The sequence below is a fragment of the Burkholderia sp. HI4860 genome, assembly GCF_002223045.2.
Lineage (GTDB): Bacteria > Pseudomonadota > Gammaproteobacteria > Burkholderiales > Burkholderiaceae > Burkholderia.
In genome coordinates this window covers 2,079,318-2,098,549 of the sequence record NZ_NKFO02000001.1, presented here as the reverse complement: position 1 = coordinate 2,098,549, position 19,232 = coordinate 2,079,318, and the positions used below count along the sequence as shown (strand labels likewise).

Sequence of the window (19,232 nt, the reverse complement as noted above, 5' to 3'; positions counted from 1 at the left end):
GTACGTCCAGACTCAGGACAAGCAGGCGCGTTCTGCTGGGATGTCCAGACTGGACTACCTGGGGGCAATGTGGAGACAGGACTCCTGGATTCCGGGGGCCATTGACCACTGGGCTGGGAATCAGCTTCAGCCCGATGAGAAGTACAACCCGTTCGATGATCAGAACTACCAGCAGCTCACCGAAGGTGTGTGGCCTGAGTTCCACGGGCAGTTCGCTCAGGCCTCATCTGCTGGCCAGGCAGCCTGGATCAAACAGAACATCCTGGACAAACAGAAGGACCTCCAGGACCTCGGGGACCTCAGCGGAGCTGGCAACGCTGGCCGCTTCGCTGCTGGACTCGCGTTCGGCATCATCGACCCCATCAACCTGGCAGCGATGGGAGTCTCTGGCGGCGCTTCGCTGCTGGTCCGTGGCGCGAAGCTCGCCCAGGGCATCAATGCAGGCGTGCAGGCCGCTCAAGAGGTATCCCGGCTGCGTCCCATCGCAGCGGGCTTGGGGACCGCTGGAGGCCTCGGCATGGCCGCTGAAAGGCTACGCCAGCAGTACAACTTCGAAGATGACACGGCTGGAGTCTTGAAGGCTGGGGTTATGTCGATGGCGTTCGCAGCGCCGTTTGTCGGGCTCCATGCGCGTGAGCAGCTTCGGCTTCAGCGCAAGGCTGGCGAAGAGAATGCAGCCATCGATTCCCTCGCTAAGCAGCAGGCTGGCCACGAGCTCACGCCAGAAGAGTCGGCGCAGCTCAAGCAATACATGGACAACCTCCAGCAGGCCGCGAAGGTTGACGCTGGGCTTGCCGAACAGGCACCCGAGCCGACAGGACCGAAGTTCACCGCAGACCAGCGCAAGCAATACGAAGATGCCTTCGCGAAGTACGATGCTGAGCAGGCCGCGCTTAAGGACCAGCAGTCGCGTGACCTCGCAGTAGACAGCCACATTGCCAAGGCATCTGAAGACCAGCGCGTTGCTGACGTACTGGCGCGGGTAAATGGCCCCGACGAGGCCCCTACAGCGATGCAGCAGGCCTTCGCTAAGGCGCTTGGTAAGAAGCCTGAAGAGGTCGCCGCGAAGCCTGTGGAGGCCCCTGCTGATGGCCAAGGCGGCTTTGACGCTCCGTGGGCGCGTGACGGCGCTAATGATGAAGCCCTCCCCGCGCTGCATCATGAGACGGTCTGGTGGGATGACGGCACGGGCATGAACGAAGGACGTGTGGTCAACGAGAATATGAAGACTGGTGAGCTGACAGTGGAGCATCCGGAAACCGGAGCGACCACCTCAGTGAACCGCTCGGACCTCCATGACCTCTCCCCTGGGCACGCCCCGGCGAAGCCCGCTGAGGGGTTCCTGGGCGGCTCTATCGGCGCGGCTCAGGCTGCCCCGGTTCAGGGCCTCTGGGAGCAGTCCACGCAGATGGCGAAGTGGAAGAAGGTTCCCACCCGCTGGGACTACTTTACCCACCTCAACCAGTCCGAGAATCCCCACCTTCAGTTCCTGGGCTTCAAGCTGGTCAAGGACGCCATCGGCATCGACCCACACGAAGCGCAGGGCTGGTCTGCTTCGGAGCTGAAATCGCAGTACCGCCGCGAGCTCGGCGGTCGATTCCACATGGAAGCACGTGGTGCGTATGACGAGGCCATCAAGGCTCGTAAGCTGCCACTCACGAAGGCCATCGGCTTCCACCGCCAGTTCTATGAGGATGTCGCTCGTGTAGCTCGCGGGGATACCGACGTTCTCCATGCGAACCAGGACATCGCGCCGCAGCTCCAGCGCGCGGCCAAGTCCATGACGGACTTCTACGCGGACATGCGCGCCCGTCTGGAGAAGGCTAACGTGGCCGGTGCGGAGAACATCCCGGACAATCCACGCTACGTGAATCGCCAGTGGCGTCAGGACAACATCCGTGAGGCGTTCGCGAAGTATGGAAATGACCTCTACCAGGCAGTAGCGAACGCAATCCAAGTCCCCGGCCTAACCGGCGATATCGCGAAGGCAAAGAGCTTCATGGATGCGGTGATGAAGCTGGAGTTCAGCCATGCAATGCAGGACATCCATCTGTACTCCAAGGACCTGGTGACGTTGCGTGATGAGCTCGGCAAGGCCGGACTGGGGGACCACGAGGTGAACTCCTTAGTGGACCTGATGTTTGACCGCAAGGCGGGTAAGGCCGGTGACGCTGGCCAAGCTCCAGCGCTGAAGTACCGCTTCGCTCTCGATGAGAATCACATGGAGCGCATGCCGGACGGCTCTACGTTCAAGCTGTCGGACCTGTTCGAGAACGATTCGCGCGTTCTGGTGGACCGCTACCTGAATTCGATGGGTGGCCACCTGGCACTCGCGGAGGTCGGCATCCGGTCCCGTGCTGAGTTCATGCGGTACATGCGGGAGGCTGAGAAGTGGCACGAAGAGAACGCTGCGATGACGCAGAGTGCGGAGAAGTTCAACCGCAACAAGCAGTTCGCTCAGGACCTCTACGACCACGTTACCGGCCGGCCGATGTCGACCCAGAGCTTCAACCGCGCTGACCGCTTCCTAACCGCTATGCGCGCCGTAACGCGTTCCACGATGCTGGGCCAGCTAGGCCTGATGGCATCGCTGGAGATGAAGAACGCCATCGCGCTGTCTTCGATGCGAGCCATGCGACTGCACATGCCTACCTTCACGGGCATCCTCCGGAGCTTCAGGTCTGGGCATCAGCCGTCGCTAGGCCTAGCCAGGGACATCGAGATGATCACAGGCTTCGGCCGGGAGCATGTGGCCTCCTACGCCCGACAGCATGAAATCACGGACTACACGTATGACCGTGGCCTCACGCGCTTCGAGAACACCAGCAACACGCTCTCCCATGCCGTGGATCATATGTCCGGTAACTCGCTAGTCACCTCTTCGTCCCGCCTGCTGACTGCGCGGATGATGACCCAGAAGCACCTGGACTTCGCGACCGGCCGGGTCAAGATGTCGGACAAGCAGCGTGAGCGTATGACCCACAACGGGGTATCGCACGACGACCAGCCGGATGTCCACGCGGCCCTCAAGAAGTACACCACTGAGGACCCGAAGACTGGTGCTGCGTTGGCTATCGATTACGAGCGGTGGGCTGCTGAGCGTCCCGAGACGTACAGCAAGTTCCAGCTTCTCATCTCGCGTGAAGTGCGTGATGCGATTCAGGATCACGACATCGGGGAGTCCATCCCGTTCATGCACACGACGGTGGGGAAAATCTTCACCGAGCTCAAGACGTTCGTGATTGCAGGCCACGCCAAGCAGTTCCTGAAGAGTCTCTACTACAGGGACCGCACGACGTTCGTTCAGTGGGCCTATTCGTTCATCGGTGCGGCCCTGGAGTACTCCCTCCAGAACTCCATCAACTACGCCCACGACCCCGAGAAGCTGAAGGAGAAGCTGTCCCCCGCAGCCATCGCGTGGGGCGCTATCCCCCGGATGCCAGTGCTGGGCCTCATGCCAAACCTGATGGAGACCGTCTACAACCCCATCAGCGGTGGGCAGACACTGTTCACGAACGGCACCGCGAACACCGATAACCGGAACCTATTCATCACTCCGTCCATGACGCAAGCCATGAGGATGATGTCTGCTGGTCAGGTTGCGGGGACCTACCTGAACCCATTCAGCACCAACGTGGTCACGCAGAAGGACATGCGGGATGCGCTGTACTCCATTCCCGGAGGTAACCTGTTCGGTATGCGTAACGTGAACGACATGATTAGCTCCAACTTCCCGAAGTTCAAGCCCCGCGTACAGAACTAAAAGATGGCGGGCAGTAAAGCAGTGAGACCCCAGCGCGTTCGCGTGCTGGGGAAACGATACGACATCACGTATCTCCCTGAGGAACAGCTCCCCGATGTGTATGGCCTATGCCATCGCGGGGAGCAACGCATTGACATCCGTGAAAGCCTCCCCGAAAGGGAAGAGGTGGATACGGTTCTTCATGAAATCCTCCACGCCATTCTCTACGGGATGGGCGTTCAGCTTTCCGAAGCGGTCGAAGAGAAATTCGTACTCGCCACCGCTTCCGGCCTCATCAGTGTCCTTCAGGACAACCCTCAATTCGCCAAGTGGCTCGTCAAGCCGCGCAGCTAAATCACCTATCCCACACAGCTCAATATGCTCTCTCGTGCCATCTACAGCGGGGACGGTACCACTAAGGTATTCGCTGTCCCGTTCCCATACATCGACAAGTCTCACGTGACTGTTCGCGTGAACAAAATCGAAGTGCTGTTCACCTGGATTAACAGCAGCTCTGTCCTGATTCCTGAACCTCCGGTAGCCGGACTGGACAATGTTGAGGTGCGCCGCACCACCCCCAGCGACCCTCACATGGTGGTGTTCCAGGACGCCTCCACGCTCACCGCTCCAGACCTGAACCTGGAATCGACACAGCTCCTGTACCTAGCGCAGGAGCGACAAGACGAGGCTGGATTGACGCTGATGCGTGGGCCTGGTCGCGTGTACGACGCCGGTGGGCTCCGCATCACGGATGTATCGTATCCACAGGCTGATGGGGATGCCGCAACTCTCGGCTCCGTGAAGCAAATCACGGAGACTCTTCTGGCTGGCGTAGAGGGCGGCTATGGGTCCTTCATCGCCTCAGGGGCTGGTGCAGTAGTTCGAACGTTTCAAGACAAGCAGCGCGACTCAGTTGGCGTGAAGGACTACGCAGCTCCGCAGCAAGCGGTTGATGCGTCAGGCGGTTCCCCGGTTGTACTGCCCACGGGCACGTCAGTTGTGGTCACCTCCCTCAGCAACCCACTTGGCAGCCAGTTCGTTGGCGGCGGCGCAATCCTAAAGCCAGCCTCCCAGGGTGGTCTGGTCCAGATCAATAGTTACGGCGACGACGGGAAGGTATTCGTAGGAAAGGAATACCTCTATCGACTCTATCTGCGCATCAAGCAGGGCGGGATGCTCAAGGGGTTCATCTACGGCGACTCTACCGCAGCCACTGCTGCTAACGGAGGCGGATACGCTGGTCCGAACTTCGAACCTCAAGTGCTGATCCCTGAATTCCTGGTGCGCGCCAAGGGTATCCGGAACAACATGTCCTTCACGAACCGTGGAGTGGGCGGAACCCGCGTCGCCCAGATGAACGCCATTCCTGACATTGATCAGGTTGGCGGGACTACTGACATCTTCTTTATCAAGTACGGCATCAACGATGCTCAGGACGGTATTTCTGGATTCGCCTCTAACCTCCGCTCGAAGCTCGCTGAGATTCGTTCTAACCCTTACGGCACCGTTCAGAATCTCTCGATTGTGCTCGTAGGTCCTACGGCTACCTACGATCCACAGCACGGGCGCGCGTCCCCTTGGTACGAACGCCTTCGTGGCATCTATCTGTCCGCAGCGCGCGACTACCAGTGTGCCTACTTCGACTCGTACGCATACATGCGGGATATCTCGTGGGCTGCCGGATACATGATGTCCGATGACTTCGGTAACGGCCAGGGCGTCCACCCCACTGAGCTCATGCAGACCCAGGTATGGGGTGGCCTCATTGACGCGATGATGGGCGAGTCTGATATCACCCCGTACGTCAGTGATGAGTGGCGTTCCCTGACGATGCTGGATGGCTGGTCTCCATACGTGGGCGGCGGCGGGTTCGCTAGTCCGGGCGCAAGCATGTCGAGAGATGGCTGGGTGTCACTCCGGGGCCTCGTAACTGGCGGTACCGTTTCATCCGGCACTTCCATCGCTCAGCTCCCAGCCGGGATGTGGCCATATGTAATCGAGATGTTCGAGTGCACTACAGCATCTGGACGTTGCTCACTTCGAGTTAACACAAACGGGAATATCGAGCAGCAGGATGGATACGCGAACGCAACCTTCACGAGCCTCAGCGGCATCAGGTTCAAAGCACGGGGCTAACTGCCCCGCTAACCACCTACCTCAATCATATGCAACTCGCAGAACACACGAAGACCCTCATCACGCTGGCCGGTATCGGTGCAGCTATCACGCTGGGTAAGCTGCTGTCCGAAGGCGAGCCCATGAACCTCAAGCGGGTAACCGGCCGTGTCATCGTCGGTTCCGGCCTGAGCATGGCTGCCTCAGCAGTAGTGGCGGTCTACCCGAACCTCCCCATCGAAGCAGTGTGCGGAGTGTCCGCAGCCTTCGCTATCTTCGGCACGCACTTCCTGGAAGACCTGGTGCGCAAGAAGCTCGGCATGACAGGGGACAGCGCGCAATGACCCAGGCATCCAAAGAAGCACTCAACGAGCTCCACGGGCTCATCGCTACAGCCCTCACGGACGCCATCAAGGCATACAAAGGGAAGTCCGATCCGGAAGACCTGAAGGGCCTTGCAGCCATCGCTAACGTGGCCAAGAGCTTCCTGAAGGACAACGGCATCGAAGCCCTCCCGAGCGCCAATAAGCCCCTCCAGAATCTCGCATCCGTCCTCCCCTTCCCCGGTAACGTGGGTGGCGAGGGCGAGGATGACGAGTACCAGCAGGCCGCTGTATGACAGGCGCGCTGGTCATCATTGTGCTTGGCATTCTCGGTCTCATCATCGACCTGTTGTCTATCGATGATCGAAAGATTCCTGGACGCTACTAGACAGCAATATAGCCCCTCTGCGGGGCTCCCTCCTTTTACCCACACGCATCCACTAAGGCATCACTACCGGAGGCGTGTGCGGCCTCCTAACGCTTCCTGGAGTCAATGACAGAAGAAGCTGTAGACCCCCTGAAGCAAGACTTCAGAAACTTCCTGTACCTGGTGTGGCAGCACCTTAACCTGCCAACCCCCACCCCAGTCCAGTACGACATCGCCAGGTTCCTCCAGCACGGCCCCAAGCGCCGCATCGTTGAGGCCTTCCGTGGTATCGGTAAGAGCTGGATCACCGCCGCCTATGTGCTTTGGCTGCTGTACTGCAACCCGGAGGAACGCATCCTGGTGGTGTCCGCATCGAAGGGACGCGCTGATGCGTTCTCGGTGTTCGTGAAGCGGCTCATCGCTGAGATGCCGCTACTTCAACACCTGAAGCCTCGCGAGGGCCAGCGCGATTCCATCGTGGCATTCGACGTTGGCCCCTCGTCTGCCCACCAGGCACCTTCCGTTCGCTCGGTAGGTATCACTGGGCAGCTCACTGGTGGCCGCGCTACGCACATCATCGCGGATGACGTTGAGGTTCCGAACAACGCACTGACCCAGACCATGCGCGACAAGCTGGCCGAGGCGGTGAAGGAGTTCGATGCGGTGCTTGCGGATTTCGGCGATGGTGATCAATCGTTTCGGCGAACGTGATCAGTCTGGAAGGTGGTGTTGCGCGGTCAATGGATTATAGCGACGGTGATCACGATCAGGCGTCAGCGGACTCGGATTTCGTTTTCTTTCTCATCGAATCGCCCTTGACCGGAAGCTTGTGGGCCTGATGCACGAGCCGATCGAGAATCGCATCGGCGAGCGTGGGGTCCTGCAGCCACGCGTGCCAGTGTTCGAGCGGCAACTGGCTGGTGATCACAGTCGAGCGCGTACCGACACGATCATCAAGTACCTCAAGCAGATCATTGCGCGCCGCCTGGTCGAGATCCTGCAAGCCCCAATCGTCGAGGATCAGCACATCAATCTTCGCGAGTTGCGCAAGCCGACGTGTGAAGCTGCCGTCGCCGTGCGCGATTTTCAGCTCTTCGAACAGCCGCGCGACGCGCACATAGAACACGGAGAAGCCCTGCCGGCACGCCTGCTGGCCGAACGCGCAAGCGAGCCACGTCTTGCCCGCGCCGGTGGGGCCGGTCAGGATCAGGTTCTGAGCATTGCGCACCCAGTCGCAGCCGGCGAGCGTGGCGACGATGCGCTGGTCCAGCCCACGGGTTTGCCGGTATTCAATGTCTTCGACGCAGGCCTGTGGGTTCTTGAGCTTCGCGGCGCGCAGCAAACGTTCGAGTCGTCGCGTATCACGCCAGGCCAGCTCGCGATCTACGAGCATGCCCACGCGTTCCTCGAATGACAGGCTGGTGCTTGCCGTGAGCGTTGACTGCTCCTCGAACGCGCGAGCCATGCCGTCCAGTTTGAGCGCCTTTAGCTGGGTAAGGGTGTGCTGCATCAACATCGTGACCTCCTTCGGGTCAGTGGTAGTAGTCGGGGCCGCGCACGTTCTCGTGCTCGGGCGAGCGCCATTCGGCGGGCGTGGTCGGGAGCGAGGGCTGCAGGTCAAGTCCCGCTTCCAGGATTGACAGCACGGAGCGACGCGTGGGCGAGCCGATCTTCAATGCACGCTGGCATGCGGCCTCGAGGCGGTGTTTGCCGTACTTGCGCGCGAGCGAGAGAAGACCGAGACAGGCGCGATAGCCCATCTCGGGGTGAGGTTTGTTGGTCAGCAGATGCCGCACGACAGCCTCGGCGCCGGGGCCGACGGATGCGCCCCAGTTGAGCAGGCGCCCAGGCGTCCATTCCATGTGCGCGCGATGCGCAGCCGGCATGTGTTCGGCGATGGTCGTGTGTTTGCCTTTGAGGCGCGAGCGAGCGTGCGCAGCGACACGCTTGCCGCCATGCAGGATCTCTACGCCGTGGCGTGTGATACGCGCCCAGACCTCCTGCCGTGCGAGGCTATGCGGGACGCTGTAATAGTGGCCGCCGACATCGACGTGGTAATCGATGTTCACACGGCACTTCTGGAAGGTGGCGATCTCGTAGCGACGCACGGGCAACGGGCGCAGGACGGGTTGGTCCAGCCGTTCGAACCATTCACGCCGGTTGCCTTCGAGCCGCTTGAACGGGCGCTGGTTTAGGTCGGCGATCAGTTCTGCAATCGCCTTGTTGAGTTCAGCCAGACTGTAGAAGCGATAGTGGCGCAGTCGGGCCAGCACCCAGCGCTCGACGATCTGCACGCCGACTTCGACCTTGGCCTTGTCCTGCGGTTTGCGCGGACGCGCCGGCAGCATCGCGGTGCCGTAGTGGTTCACGAAGTCCTGCGTGGTCGTGCCGAGTCCGGGTTCGTAACGGTCGGGTCGCGCGATCAGCGCCTTCGGGTTGTCGGGCACGAGCAGCTCGGGCACGCCGCCAATGAACTCTAGCGCATCGCACAGGCTGCCGATCCAGTCCGCCATCGTCTCGGTGCGCGTCGCGCACGCGAACGTGTAGTTGGATGCGCCGAGCACGGCAACGAACACGTGCGCCTCGAACTCGACGCCGCCATCGCTCGCCAGGACCGGCACGGTGGGACCCGCGAAGTCCGCGAACAGCTTCTCGCCGGCGCGGTGCTGCTGACGCATCGAGCGCTTGATCGACTTCGCCCAGTCCTTGTACTTCTGGCAGAACTGCGTGTAGCGGTACGTCCGCTGGCCGGGGTTCGCTTCAGCGTATTCTTCCCACAGCAGTTGCAGCGTCACGCCCTTGCGGCGCAGCTCGCGATGCAATGCCGTGTAGTCGGGCTCGATGCGTCGCGTCGTCGTCGCCGCGGCATTGGTTGCCGCAGGCCTCAGGCGCGCGTCCAGTTCGTCGTCGGACATTGCTTCGGCTGCCGCCCAATCGAGTCCCGCCTGGCTGGCTTGGGCCGCGAACTTCGAGACGGCACCGACGCTGATGCCGATAGCCCGGCTGATCTGCCGATGCGTCAGGCCACACGCCCACTTTAGTCGCAGGACTTCCTTCAATTTGCGCATGCTCATCCGAGGTGTCGGCATCGGCACTTCTCCCGCAAAAAAGGGAGCAGGCTAACGCCGTCGGTGAATACATGCGCAACGCCACCGCCAGACTCAAACCCGGATTACGTTCCGGTTACGTGATCACCCGTTTCGGTCCCGTGATCGCTCATTCCGGCATCGTGATCACGCGTTTCGGAAACCTGTGATCAGCGATCACGATCAACCGAAACGGGTGATCACGATCATTCGGAATCCATGATCACGATCCGCCGAAATGCGTGATCACGTTCGCCGGAATACGCACGGTGCTGGTTCCCGGTGGAGTCATCACGTACCTGGGCACCCCTCAGACGGAGATGAGCCTCTACAACGTGCTCCCTGAGCGTGGCTACGTGGTTCGTGTGTGGCCTGCACGATTCCCTAACGCTGCCCTACGAGCTCGCTATGCTGACCGCCTGGCTCCGTTCGTTGCTCGCAAGCTGGACGCTGACCCGACACTGGCTGACCAGTGCGGTGGCCGTGGCGCTGCTGTAGAGCCATCACGCTTCCACGACCTTGACCTGATTGAGCGAGCTGCATCGTATGGACGAACTGGCTTCGCCATGCAGTTCATGCTTGACACCAGCTTTTCCGACCAGGACAAGTACCCGCTGAAGCTGTCTGACCTGATGGTTCTCAACCTCAGCTTGGACATCGCCCCGGTCAAACTGGCGTGGGCCTCAGGACCTGACCAGATGCTGAAGGACCTCCAATCGGTTGGTCTTCAGGGTGACCGCTGGTATCGCCCGCTGTTCGTCTCCAAGGACTTCGCGGACTACCAGGGGTGCGTGATGTCCATCGACCCCTCAGGGCGTGGCGGGGATGAGACCAGCTATGCGGTGGTGGCCATGCTGAATGGCTTCCTGTACCTGCTGGCTGCTGGGGGTCTCAAGGGCGGCTACGATGACGATACCCTCCAGGCGCTCGCTAACGTCGCCAAGAAGTTCAAGGTGAAGCATGTCACCGTGGAGCCGAACTTCGGTGACGGCATGTTCACCAAGCTCCTGACACCGTTCCTCACCCGAACGTACCCATGCACCACCGAAGAGGTACGCAGCAACGGGCAGAAGGAGCGGCGCATCATCGACACGCTGGAGCCGGTGATGAACCAGCATCGGCTTGTGGTTGACGAAGCGCTCATCGAGCGGGACATGGAGAACTACAACGAGTACCCGCACGAGAAGGCTCACCAGTACCAGCTCTTCTATCAGATGTCCCGTATCACGAAGGAGCGCGGAGCTCTGGGCAAGGATGACCGCCTGGATGCTCTGGCGATGGCGGTGGCCTACTGGGTGGAGCAGATGGACAAGGACACCCAGAAGGTCCTGGATGACCACCGCGAAGAGATGCTGCGGATGGAGCTCTCCAGGTTCGCTGAGCATGTCCTTGGGGCTGCCCCTGTGAGCGACAATTGGGGCGATGAGTGGGTATAGCCGGTCATCCTGCTGTATCCCTTGCAGGGCTTGGCAGAGCGGGGATTTAGGCCTCTAAACCCCGACTCTCGCCCTATATGGGCAGGGCGAAGCCCTATAGAGATAGAACTTAGAGATTAACTATAGGGTATCTTATGATGCCCTTATGGTTGCCTATTGGGTGACCTGGTGGTGAGCTTGACCATGATTCTGACCACCACTACCACCAGGACTACCATACCAACGAGTACGGGCATGTACCCCTGCACTTTGTCCCATAGGCTGGGGTGCAGAACCCTGTACGCCTGTTCCCTCACCACTCTGTCATAGATTGGCTCTGGGAATGGCATCTGCTGAATGACAGCGGCTGACGAGGGAGATTCCTGCTGGTCGCTCCTGACATTGGCCACCGCATTCTCCAGCGCGGTCATCGAACCGCCTCCGCACAGAAGTCCGGAGCGCCCCGAACACTCACATGCTGCACCACACGTGCATCATCAATCTCAGCGGACCTCTGGCACCCAGCACCATCCCACACCAGGATGTGATGGCCTGCTACAGTCTTGTCCTGGTCCGGGTATCCCCACCGTTGGATCAAGACATCCGCATGTTGGCCCTTCAGAGGCTCTATAGCGGTCTTTATGGTGGACGTGTAGCATCCGCTCAGGGCCATCGTAGCGGCGAGCGTGAGGGTGGCTGTAGTGGCTCTCATGGGTCTCAAATGTTGGCCGGGAAAATCTCAGAGGGTATCTGATAAAGTCCCGCCGCGAAATTCCCCCCGGCGGCCCTCCCGATTCACGGGCACACACCCACCCGCATTCAGGACGCGCATCAGGGATTCATGCGCGCCACACGTGCAGCCCAATCCAGGCAGATGGTCACCATCCGGGCACACCATTGGACACACTCACGGCTAAGTGATTGATTCCATTGAGGGCTATGCGGATTAGATATCCGTATGCCCTCTCCAGGCACACCCAGCAGCACCACACGACATCCCTCAGGGCTCACGCTCTGGGGGATTTTTTTGCTTCTATTCCATTTCTGAATGATTGCTGCTGTTTCATTCAGTTTGTGCATGCGTGTGAGCACACCTATTTTTTTCGCCCATCAGTCCACCTTCCGTCCACCTCTAGAACACCTCTAGCTGCCCTCAGTTCGCCTCCAGCCGCTCTCCTACTTCCCTGCCCTGGCTGCCCTATAGGCTCACCCATCGACCGCCTGTAGCGCCCCTTTCACTCCGCTTGAGAATTTCTTTTCGATTTGTGTTGACATCCTCTAGTGGATTGCATAAAGTTCTTCTTACCGCAGCACTGAGCTGCACTGACCAACAGAAGCGATGACGCTACCACACCGGAAGCACACTCGAAGAATAATAGCCGCCCTGTATGGCTGCCCTTTCTTTAACTGTAGTGATCCACTGGAGAAACATATGCGTGAGTATCGGATAATACGGGCTGACTTCAGCACCTGGAAATGCCTGATGTACCGGGCATTGGCTGTAGAGGCGCTGGAGCGTGATTCCCTGTCTGGCATCGGGCCGCTGTACCTAATCGAGATTGGAGGCTGAGTCATGTTCACCATCGTTAGTCGTCTTACGGGTGCCTCCTGCTGGTTCTATGACGACCTGGGCGAAGCCCTGGCGCATCTCCAGCGGATGGAGCGGCCGGAACTGCACTACATCACCAACAAGGCGTAAGGGGAATCACCATGCAAGCAATCACCACCAAATACCTGAGCCCCACGGACACCAAGGGCGCGCGCATCAAGGCAACGTGCGATGCCGGTTCGATCACCATCGGCTTCCCTCATGGCGCTCCCAGCGTAGAGGCTGCCCATGCAGAGGCAGCGATGGCCCTCGTTCGAGAGCTCGGCTGGGTGCCAACCAACCCGAAGACCGGGGAGCATCAGAACGGCCATGTGGGTGCCTGGGCATGTGGCTACATCGGCAACGTCTATGTCTTCGCGTTCGCCTTCGGAGTCAGCGCTAAGCCGATGTGGAGTCTGTACGGTCACGACTACGGGGCCTAAAGCTCGCCCGCAGCAATCCACTAGAGCATCATATGCGCGCCTGGAGCACATCGCACCCAGGCCGCTAGATACACCGGCTGTAGACACGGCTGATTCATCTAGCGCAGTTCGCTAGGAACTCACTTTTCATCTGGAGACCATCTCATGGCAACCAACAAGGCAGTCGTCACCTTTGGCATACGCGGAGACCGTTGCAGCGGCCAGCACGTGCTCCCCATCAAGGCAGCCGCGAAGCTCGCCAAGCAGCTTTCCTGGGTGTTCGGGCGCGATGAGTCGGACAAGACATCTGACTTCCTGGTGTCCCGCAAGGTGCCACGGCAGTCCTGGCAATCGAGCACGCACTACGTGTCTTTGCAGCTTCTCACGGGTGACGGCGATGCGTCCGCTGCCCTGTGGCGTAAGGAGGTCTGAGCCATGACCGTCATCAAAGAGCTGATCGTCACACGCGCCGCTGCGTTGAAGGAGCTGCGCTCTGCCCCTGCTCGCTCATCGTTCTACGTGCGAGTGAGCCTGGAGGCCCCAATTGAAGGTCAGCCCGGCCGCGTGTTCCCTACTCCTGCCAGCGCCCGTGTAAGCCGAGCAGAGGCCATGCGGTTTGTCTCTGAGGTGTTCACGGATGTCCTTGAGGCGCGCGCGGCGCGAGTGCCCGTGTAAGCCGAGCAGAGGCCATGCGGTTTGTCTCTGAGGTGTTCACGGATGTCCTTGAGGCGCGCGCGGCGCGAGTGCCCATGACAGTACGCGATTGGACGCGTGAGCCGGGAAAGCTCCGGTTTGCTTACTACATCGGCTAGGAGGCCCAGCAATGAACCCCGGGCTTTTCTTCCTGGAAACCTTCGCGTGTGTCTTCGCATGCCTGGGCATCGCGTACCTACTTGGCTATGCCGTTGACTCCATCCGTCTGTTCCTGGAGTACGGCAATGACGAGTAAGGGCTATCGAATAACGAAACGCACGAAGCCGCTAGTACCGATATAGAAGCCCCTCCCGGGCTTCTCTCAGTTTACCCGTAGTGATCCACTAGGGAATCTGATTGAACGGCGCTACGGGCCTCTAAATCGGTTCTAGGAGGGTTTGGTATGCCCTACGTAATCGAAGCCCAGGCCGCGCGAGGCTATGTGTGCCGCGTGACCTTCCGCGTGAAGCGCGACGCGTTCGCAGTAGCCCAGATGTGCGCTTGCTTGTTGCACTTCCCCGAGCCCGAGCGGGAGCTCCTTAGGGAGTCTCGTTTAGGCCCAGAGATGCCAGAGCTGACCGTGAAGACGACAGCCGGCCGCGTAACGGTAAAGCGCCAGTAGCCCAGCAGTAAGCAGCAGGTGTCCTAGGGGTCTCTTTCGGGAGGTCTCTAGGACGCTCTCTAGGTCACCTTTGGGAAGGCCCAAGGATGGCCCAGCGAGCTGGTGGAATGGGGAGTATCAGCGGGAACATATAAGGAGTGGCTGACTTGCATCATTCGTCAGACATATCCACTTGAGAATCACAACCACTTCAGGCTGTCAATCCTATGTAGGCGCTTAATATCATAGGACTAAACAATTTGAAAGACTGTGCATGCATCCAGTAATGTTGCCCTTCCTCCCGTTACAAAGTTTAACAGTTTGCTGACTTTGATCCTCCTAACAATACCTTCCACAAGGGGAACTGTTGTATGCTGCTGTCTTTTGCAGGTTTTGACGTCCATATCGGCCACGATTACATAGAGCGCGGTGGGCGTAAGCTCTCGCTGGTGGAGTTCAGGAGGGAGGAAGCGGGAGGGTTTGAGTTGTTAATCCTGCGTCGCTGGCTCCTTGTTACCAGCCGCAGCATTCAATAAAACAAAGAGGTACTTATGAGCATCACCGCGCTACACGTTGCATCTGAAGTCCTGCAAATCTTCCGCCGACTCGTAGGTGAGAAGCTGGATAAACAGGACGTTCCGCCCAACTTAGTAGTCGTGTTCGCTGCTATCGCCGCAAACCCTGGCCAGTCCCTCAAGGAAATCCAGGCAGCCACTGGCCTTGGTGTCGCTGTGGTGTCCCGCTCGTGTGCCATGCTGGGGCGCGGTAAGCCTGCTGCTGATGTGTATGGGCTGGGCTTGATCGTCACTGAGGAAGACCCAAAGAACTACAGCCGAAAAATCGTCAGCCTGACGCCCGAGGGAGAGGCGTTACTGAGAGAGATTGACGAGCAACTCGGCAGGTTCGTGAGGACCAGGCCAGGTAAGGCCCAGTAGTGCCAAAGCGGACCACCTTCGGGTGGTCTATTTCGTTTACCCACCAGGAGAAACGTATGGAGCTGAAGAAGCGTGGGAAGGTGTGGACGGTGGACTACTACGACGAGGACACCAAGAAGCGCGTCCGGAAGTCCCTCCGCACTGAGGATGAAAAGGAGGCCCGCAAGCGGCTCGCCAGGCTGCTCATTGGGGAGCTCGATGATGGGTCACGCGGCCTTGCATCTGGTTATGGCCCAACCCTGAGCGGTGCCTACAAGCGCTGCCTGCTGGAGTATCCCAAGTGGCGGGATGCGAAGTCGCCCAGGACTCTGGAGGGCGTCTGGAAGGCTGTAGCGGAGCACTTCGGGGAGAACACCCGCCTCTCCGACATCGACACGGCAGCCATCACCCGATACTCGGCAGCCATGCGGGAACAGGGCCTGTCAGGCAGCACCATCAATCAGCGCAACTCCTTCCTGTCCGTCCTGTTCAAGCAGGCCATCTGCATGTGGGACTACAAGGGCCTGGCGATGCCCCGCTTCGTCCGCGCTAAGGTGAACCTGGGGCGAACCCGGCGCATCTCCCCTGAGGAAGAAGCAGAGGCCATCAGACTGTTCCAGGCTGGTCACCGTCCCATCCATCCGGACATGGCTGACCTCGTGGCGGTCCTGGCTGACACTGGCATGCGGCTGTCTGAAGCGCTGCGCATCTGCGACCGGGACTATGACCTTCAGGGCCGCTTCATTTCCTGCTGGGAGAACAAGGCGAGCCATCCTAAGGTGGTCCCAATGACGGAGCGAGTCCACCGCATCCTGTCCAAGCGGGCTGGCTCCGGGATGCCGTTCGGGATGCTCGATGTGTCCGTGGCTGACCGGGAGTGGGCATGGGTCAGAACAAAGATGGGGCTGGATCATGACAAGGAGTTCGTCCTCCACACCCTGCGGCACACTACCGCGTCCCGCCTGGCCGATTCTGGGGCCGATGCGTTCCTCATCCAGCGGTTCATGGGGCACAAGTCAATCCTGACGACCCAGAAGTATGTCCACGTGTCTCCAACGGCTCTCAGGGGCCTTGCGGGGGCTCTGGAGGCTTCGACACAGCGTGACCAAAGGTCGCAAAATCCGCGTGACCAAGGTGTGCCAGGAGGGGCACAAAAGCAGGACTTTACAGGGGACCAGGTGGTTTTCTTTGGTACATCGGTGGAGTGATTAATAGCCTGACTGGAGTGAGGTTTTAGGTGTGAGGCCCGTCCGCCCTTGACAGTCGCGCGACGCGAACCACACTGGAATACGGATGCCGTCGCCCCGTTTGGCCACCCTTTCGCGCACGCGTTTTTCGGCCGGCCGGTCGCGACAAGACGCGGTAACACTCCTTCATGTCAGGACATTGATCGAATAAAAAGCACCAAATTACAATTCCGTATATATTTCGCCGATGGACCAAAGAAAAACCGCCACACGCTCCGAACCGCCCCTGCCGCGCACCTGGGATGCGCGGCTGGCGCGCTCGCTTGTCCGACCGCTCGTCGACACGCCCGTCACCCCGAATCACCTCACTACCGTTCGCCTGCTGATCGGCCTCGCCGGCGCCTGGTGCCTCGCGCACGGCGGCTTCGGCTGGAGCAATGCAGGCGCGTTCCTGATCGTGCTGTCGAACTTCGTCGACCACACCGATGGCGAGCTCGCGCGCATCAGCGGGAAATCCAGCAAGATCGGTCATTTTTACGACCTCGCGGCAGACGCGCTCGTCACGGTCGCGCTGTTCGTCAGCATGGGCGTCGGCATCGTCGCCCAGGGCGGCCAGATGGCCGCGTCGCCGGTGCTGCTCGGCGCGGTGGCCGGCGCCGCCGTCGCGCTGATCTTCTTCCTGCGCATGCGGATCGAATCGTTCGCCGGCAAGGCCGGCACCAAGCAGGCATTCGCCGGCGGCTTCGAGACCGAAGACGTGCTGTACCTGCTGCCGCTCGTGACGCTGTTCGACGGCGTCGAGCCGTTCCTGCTCGCGGCGTCGATCGGCGCCCCGCTGTTCGCCGCGTGGGTCGTGTTCGACTGGTGGCGCATCGTGCGGCGCGGCAACCTCCCGCAGAACCCGGCCGCCGCGCAGAACCCAACCGAAATCCAGGCTTCCAAATGACTCCTAGCACGCGCGACGACTCCGTGCTGAGCCCGGCACGCCCCGCGCCCGTACGCGCGGCCGCAGCCGACCCCGATCGCACCGTGGCCGACCGCGTCGGCCAGCTCGACCTCGACCGCCTGCGCGGCGACTACACGCGCCAGGGCTCGTTCCTTTATCTCGACACCTTCCTGCCGGCCGACGCGCACGCGAAGCTGGCCGACGCCGCCCGCGCGATGCAGGCCGGCCTGAACCGCAATTACCTGCCCGGCCACAAGCAGGGCGGCAGCGTCAGCCGTCATACGATCGACGAGCAGGCGCCGTACATCGCCGAACTGTATCGCTCGAAGGCGCTGATCTCGTTCCTCGAGAAAGTCACCGGCGACAAGCTGATGCTGTCGCCGGACGACGATCCGCACGCGTACGCGCTGTACTACTACACGAAGCCCGGCGACCACATCGGCTGGCACTACGACACGTCGTACTACGACGGCCGCCGCTACACGCTGCTGATCGGCGTGATCGACGAATCGTCGTGCCGGCTCGACTACGAGCTGCACACGCGCAATCCGGACGTCGCCGACGAACCGGGCTCCGTACAGATCGCCGATGGCGGCATCGTGCTGTTCGACGGCGACAAGCTGCGCCACCGCATCACGCCGCTCGGCCAGAACGAGATGCGCGTGTCGCTCACGTTCGAATACGTGACGAACCCCGGCATGCGGCCGTGGAAGCGCTTCATCTCGAACATGAAGGACGCGATCGCGTATTTCGGTTTCCGCCAGGTGTTCAAGCAACTGGCGACGCGACGCACGACCGGGTCATGACACGCGCCGGCCTGATCCTGCTGTCCATCGGGACCGCACTCTTCGTTGCACTCCTTGCCTGGCAGGGCGTCGGCGCGGTCGCGTCCACGTTCCTCGCGGCCGGCTGGGGGCTCGCGCTCGTCGCGGCGTTCCACGTCGTGCCGCTCGTGATCGACGCGATCGCGATCTCCGTGATGTTCCGCCCCGGCCAGCCGGGCGCCGAGCTCGGCAACGCGCTGCGCGCGCGCTGGGTCGGCGAATCGGTGAACAGCCTGCTGCCCGCCGGGCAGATCGGCGGCCCGGTGCTGATGGTGCGCCACCTCGCGCAGCGCGGCACGCGAATGGCCGACGCGGCGGCAGCCGTCACGGTCAGCACGACGATGCAGGCGCTCTCGCAGATGGCGTTCGCGCTGATCGGCATCGCCGCGTTCAGCCTGTATGCGACGCACGAATCGGTCGCGCACCTGCGCACGCCCGCGCTGATCGCCACCGGCGTGCTCGGCGCCCTCGCCGTCGCGTTCTATGCGGCGCAGCGGCGCGGGCTGTTCGGCCGCGGGCTGCGCCTCGCGTCGAAGCTGCTCGGCCCGCGCGACTGGTCGTCGCTGGCCACTCGCGCCGATGCGATCGACGATGCGGTCGGCGCGCTGTACCGCGATCGTGCGAAAGTCGCGAAGACCTTCGCATTGAGTCTCGTCGGCTGGATCGTCGGCACCGCGGAAGTGTGGCTCGCGCTGCACTTCCTCGGGCATCCGGTGAGCTGGCTCGACGCGCTGCTGCTCGAGAGTGTCGGCCAGGCCATTCGTGGCGCGGCCTTCGCGATCCCGGGCTCGCTCGGCGCGCAGGAAGGCGGTTACCTGCTGCTCGCGCCGCTGGTCGGACTGCCGCCCGACGCGGCGCTCGCGCTGTCGCTTGCGAAACGCGCGCGCGAACTCGCGCTCGGCCTGCCCGGCCTGCTCTATCTGCATTTCAGTGAAAGAAACTGGCAGCGGCGCCGTGCGCCGCAGCCGCTCGCCGACTGATCGTTCAGATCCGCCGGCTTTTTGGTTGG

20 protein-coding genes are annotated in these 19,232 nt (G+C 61.0%); 18 read left to right on the top strand and 2 right to left on the bottom strand.

What is annotated here, in order from left to right; genetic code table 11:
* Window positions 1-40 precede the first annotated feature (40 nt).
* From CFB34_RS09355 to terL (CFB34_RS09330), 6 genes are all read left to right on the top strand, one after another.
* On the top strand, window positions 41-3,763 hold the full coding sequence (locus CFB34_RS09355) for a hypothetical protein (RefSeq protein ID WP_143329573.1): 3,723 nt from the start codon (window positions 41-43) through the stop codon (window positions 3,761-3,763).
* 3 nt (window positions 3,764-3,766) lie between these two features.
* Complete coding sequence (locus tag CFB34_RS09350; protein WP_089444657.1) at window positions 3,767-4,096, top strand: hypothetical protein; 330 nt, start codon at window positions 3,767-3,769, stop codon at window positions 4,094-4,096.
* A 24-nt stretch (window positions 4,097-4,120) separates the two neighbouring features.
* A complete protein-coding gene (locus CFB34_RS09345) occupies window positions 4,121-5,878 on the top strand; it encodes a phage tail fiber protein (protein ID WP_089444656.1) in 1,758 nt (585 codons plus the stop codon).
* A gap of 29 nt (window positions 5,879-5,907) precedes the next feature.
* Window positions 5,908-6,201, top strand: coding sequence for a hypothetical protein (locus CFB34_RS09340; RefSeq protein WP_089444655.1), 294 nt, complete (start codon window positions 5,908-5,910; stop codon window positions 6,199-6,201).
* Complete coding sequence (locus CFB34_RS09335; protein WP_089444654.1) at window positions 6,198-6,476, top strand: hypothetical protein; 279 nt, start codon at window positions 6,198-6,200, stop codon at window positions 6,474-6,476. The genes CFB34_RS09340 and CFB34_RS09335 overlap by 4 nt, the downstream gene beginning before the upstream one ends.
* Before the next feature lie 197 nt (window positions 6,477-6,673).
* The gene (terL, locus tag CFB34_RS09330; RefSeq protein ID WP_179243716.1) at window positions 6,674-7,258 is read left to right on the top strand and encodes a phage terminase large subunit; all 585 of its coding nucleotides are present in this window, start codon (window positions 6,674-6,676) and stop codon (window positions 7,256-7,258) included.
* Between the two features lie 55 nt (window positions 7,259-7,313).
* Here the strand turns inward: terL (CFB34_RS09330) and istB are convergent, their stop codons facing one another.
* Window positions 7,314-8,063: an IS21-like element IS408 family helper ATPase IstB gene (istB, locus tag CFB34_RS09325; protein WP_006397350.1), complete on the bottom strand. Its 750-nt coding sequence runs from the start codon at window positions 8,061-8,063 to the stop codon at window positions 7,314-7,316.
* Window positions 8,064-8,079: 16 nt separating this feature from the next.
* Entirely contained in the window at window positions 8,080-9,636 is a 1,557-nt protein-coding gene (gene istA, locus CFB34_RS09320) for an IS21-like element IS408 family transposase (protein ID WP_011875599.1), read from the bottom strand.
* A gap of 239 nt (window positions 9,637-9,875) precedes the next feature.
* Between istA and terL (CFB34_RS09315) the strand changes: the two genes are divergently transcribed.
* From terL (CFB34_RS09315) to CFB34_RS09270, 12 genes are all read left to right on the top strand, one after another.
* The gene (terL, locus tag CFB34_RS09315; RefSeq protein ID WP_143329511.1) at window positions 9,876-11,069 is read left to right on the top strand and encodes a phage terminase large subunit; all 1,194 of its coding nucleotides are present in this window, start codon (window positions 9,876-9,878) and stop codon (window positions 11,067-11,069) included.
* Window positions 11,070-12,621: 1,552 nt separating this feature from the next.
* A complete protein-coding gene (locus CFB34_RS39020; RefSeq protein WP_256979872.1) occupies window positions 12,622-12,747 on the top strand; it encodes a hypothetical protein in 126 nt (41 codons plus the stop codon).
* 11 nt (window positions 12,748-12,758) lie between these two features.
* Window positions 12,759-13,079, top strand: a complete 321-nt coding sequence (locus tag CFB34_RS09310; protein ID WP_089442765.1) for a hypothetical protein — start codon at window positions 12,759-12,761, stop codon at window positions 13,077-13,079.
* A gap of 144 nt (window positions 13,080-13,223) precedes the next feature.
* On the top strand, window positions 13,224-13,490 hold the full coding sequence (locus tag CFB34_RS09305) for a hypothetical protein (RefSeq protein WP_089442766.1): 267 nt from the start codon (window positions 13,224-13,226) through the stop codon (window positions 13,488-13,490).
* A gap of 3 nt (window positions 13,491-13,493) precedes the next feature.
* Complete coding sequence (locus tag CFB34_RS09300) at window positions 13,494-13,733, top strand: hypothetical protein (RefSeq protein WP_089442767.1); 240 nt, start codon at window positions 13,494-13,496, stop codon at window positions 13,731-13,733.
* A 148-nt stretch (window positions 13,734-13,881) separates the two neighbouring features.
* On the top strand, window positions 13,882-14,007 hold the full coding sequence (locus tag CFB34_RS39015) for a hypothetical protein (RefSeq protein WP_256979871.1): 126 nt from the start codon (window positions 13,882-13,884) through the stop codon (window positions 14,005-14,007).
* Window positions 14,008-14,723: 716 nt separating this feature from the next.
* The gene (locus CFB34_RS09295) at window positions 14,724-14,888 is read left to right on the top strand and encodes a hypothetical protein (RefSeq protein ID WP_179243715.1); all 165 of its coding nucleotides are present in this window, start codon (window positions 14,724-14,726) and stop codon (window positions 14,886-14,888) included.
* A gap of 15 nt (window positions 14,889-14,903) precedes the next feature.
* Window positions 14,904-15,287: a MarR family winged helix-turn-helix transcriptional regulator gene (locus CFB34_RS09290; protein WP_089442769.1), complete on the top strand. Its 384-nt coding sequence runs from the start codon at window positions 14,904-14,906 to the stop codon at window positions 15,285-15,287.
* A 56-nt stretch (window positions 15,288-15,343) separates the two neighbouring features.
* A complete protein-coding gene (locus CFB34_RS09285) occupies window positions 15,344-16,474 on the top strand; it encodes a site-specific integrase (protein ID WP_089442770.1) in 1,131 nt (376 codons plus the stop codon).
* A gap of 226 nt (window positions 16,475-16,700) precedes the next feature.
* Entirely contained in the window at window positions 16,701-17,399 is a 699-nt protein-coding gene (locus tag CFB34_RS09280; protein WP_089442772.1) for a CDP-alcohol phosphatidyltransferase family protein, read from the top strand.
* Window positions 17,396-18,205 (top strand): 2OG-Fe(II) oxygenase, encoded by an 810-nt coding sequence (locus CFB34_RS09275; RefSeq protein WP_089442773.1) that lies wholly within the window; start codon window positions 17,396-17,398, stop codon window positions 18,203-18,205. Before CFB34_RS09280 ends, CFB34_RS09275 begins: the two co-directional genes overlap by 4 nt.
* Window positions 18,202-19,203, top strand: a complete 1,002-nt coding sequence (locus CFB34_RS09270; RefSeq protein WP_089442774.1) for an HpnL family protein — start codon at window positions 18,202-18,204, stop codon at window positions 19,201-19,203. The genes CFB34_RS09275 and CFB34_RS09270 overlap by 4 nt, the downstream gene beginning before the upstream one ends.
* Window positions 19,204-19,232: the final 29 nt, after the last annotated feature.

Bases quoted from the DNA above. Each gene is read 5' to 3' on its own strand.
- CFB34_RS09300 (WP_089442767.1), top strand. From the start codon at position 13,494: ATGACCGTCATCAAAGAGCTGATCGTCACACGCGCCGCTGCGTTGAAG.
- CFB34_RS09295 (WP_179243715.1), top strand. From the start codon at position 14,724: ATGCTGCTGTCTTTTGCAGGTTTTGACGTCCATATCGGCCACGATTAC.
- CFB34_RS09350 (WP_089444657.1), top strand. From the start codon at position 3,767: ATGGCGGGCAGTAAAGCAGTGAGACCCCAGCGCGTTCGCGTGCTGGGG.
- CFB34_RS09270 (WP_089442774.1), top strand. From the start codon at position 18,202: ATGACACGCGCCGGCCTGATCCTGCTGTCCATCGGGACCGCACTCTTC.
- CFB34_RS39020 (WP_256979872.1), top strand. From the start codon at position 12,622: ATGTTCACCATCGTTAGTCGTCTTACGGGTGCCTCCTGCTGGTTCTAT.
- CFB34_RS09290 (WP_089442769.1), top strand. From the start codon at position 14,904: ATGAGCATCACCGCGCTACACGTTGCATCTGAAGTCCTGCAAATCTTC.
- CFB34_RS39015 (WP_256979871.1), top strand. From the start codon at position 13,882: ATGAACCCCGGGCTTTTCTTCCTGGAAACCTTCGCGTGTGTCTTCGCA.
- CFB34_RS09310 (WP_089442765.1), top strand. From the start codon at position 12,759: ATGCAAGCAATCACCACCAAATACCTGAGCCCCACGGACACCAAGGGC.
- CFB34_RS09305 (WP_089442766.1), top strand. From the start codon at position 13,224: ATGGCAACCAACAAGGCAGTCGTCACCTTTGGCATACGCGGAGACCGT.
- CFB34_RS09275 (WP_089442773.1), top strand. From the start codon at position 17,396: ATGACTCCTAGCACGCGCGACGACTCCGTGCTGAGCCCGGCACGCCCC.
- istA (WP_011875599.1), bottom strand. From the start codon at position 9,636: ATGCCGACACCTCGGATGAGCATGCGCAAATTGAAGGAAGTCCTGCGA.
- CFB34_RS09285 (WP_089442770.1), top strand. From the start codon at position 15,344: ATGGAGCTGAAGAAGCGTGGGAAGGTGTGGACGGTGGACTACTACGAC.
- terL (WP_179243716.1), top strand. From the start codon at position 6,674: ATGACAGAAGAAGCTGTAGACCCCCTGAAGCAAGACTTCAGAAACTTC.
- CFB34_RS09335 (WP_089444654.1), top strand. From the start codon at position 6,198: ATGACCCAGGCATCCAAAGAAGCACTCAACGAGCTCCACGGGCTCATC.
- CFB34_RS09355 (WP_143329573.1), top strand. From the start codon at position 41: ATGTCCAGACTGGACTACCTGGGGGCAATGTGGAGACAGGACTCCTGG.
- istB (WP_006397350.1), bottom strand. From the start codon at position 8,063: ATGTTGATGCAGCACACCCTTACCCAGCTAAAGGCGCTCAAACTGGAC.
- CFB34_RS09345 (WP_089444656.1), top strand. From the start codon at position 4,121: ATGCTCTCTCGTGCCATCTACAGCGGGGACGGTACCACTAAGGTATTC.
- CFB34_RS09280 (WP_089442772.1), top strand. From the start codon at position 16,701: ATGGACCAAAGAAAAACCGCCACACGCTCCGAACCGCCCCTGCCGCGC.
- CFB34_RS09340 (WP_089444655.1), top strand. From the start codon at position 5,908: ATGCAACTCGCAGAACACACGAAGACCCTCATCACGCTGGCCGGTATC.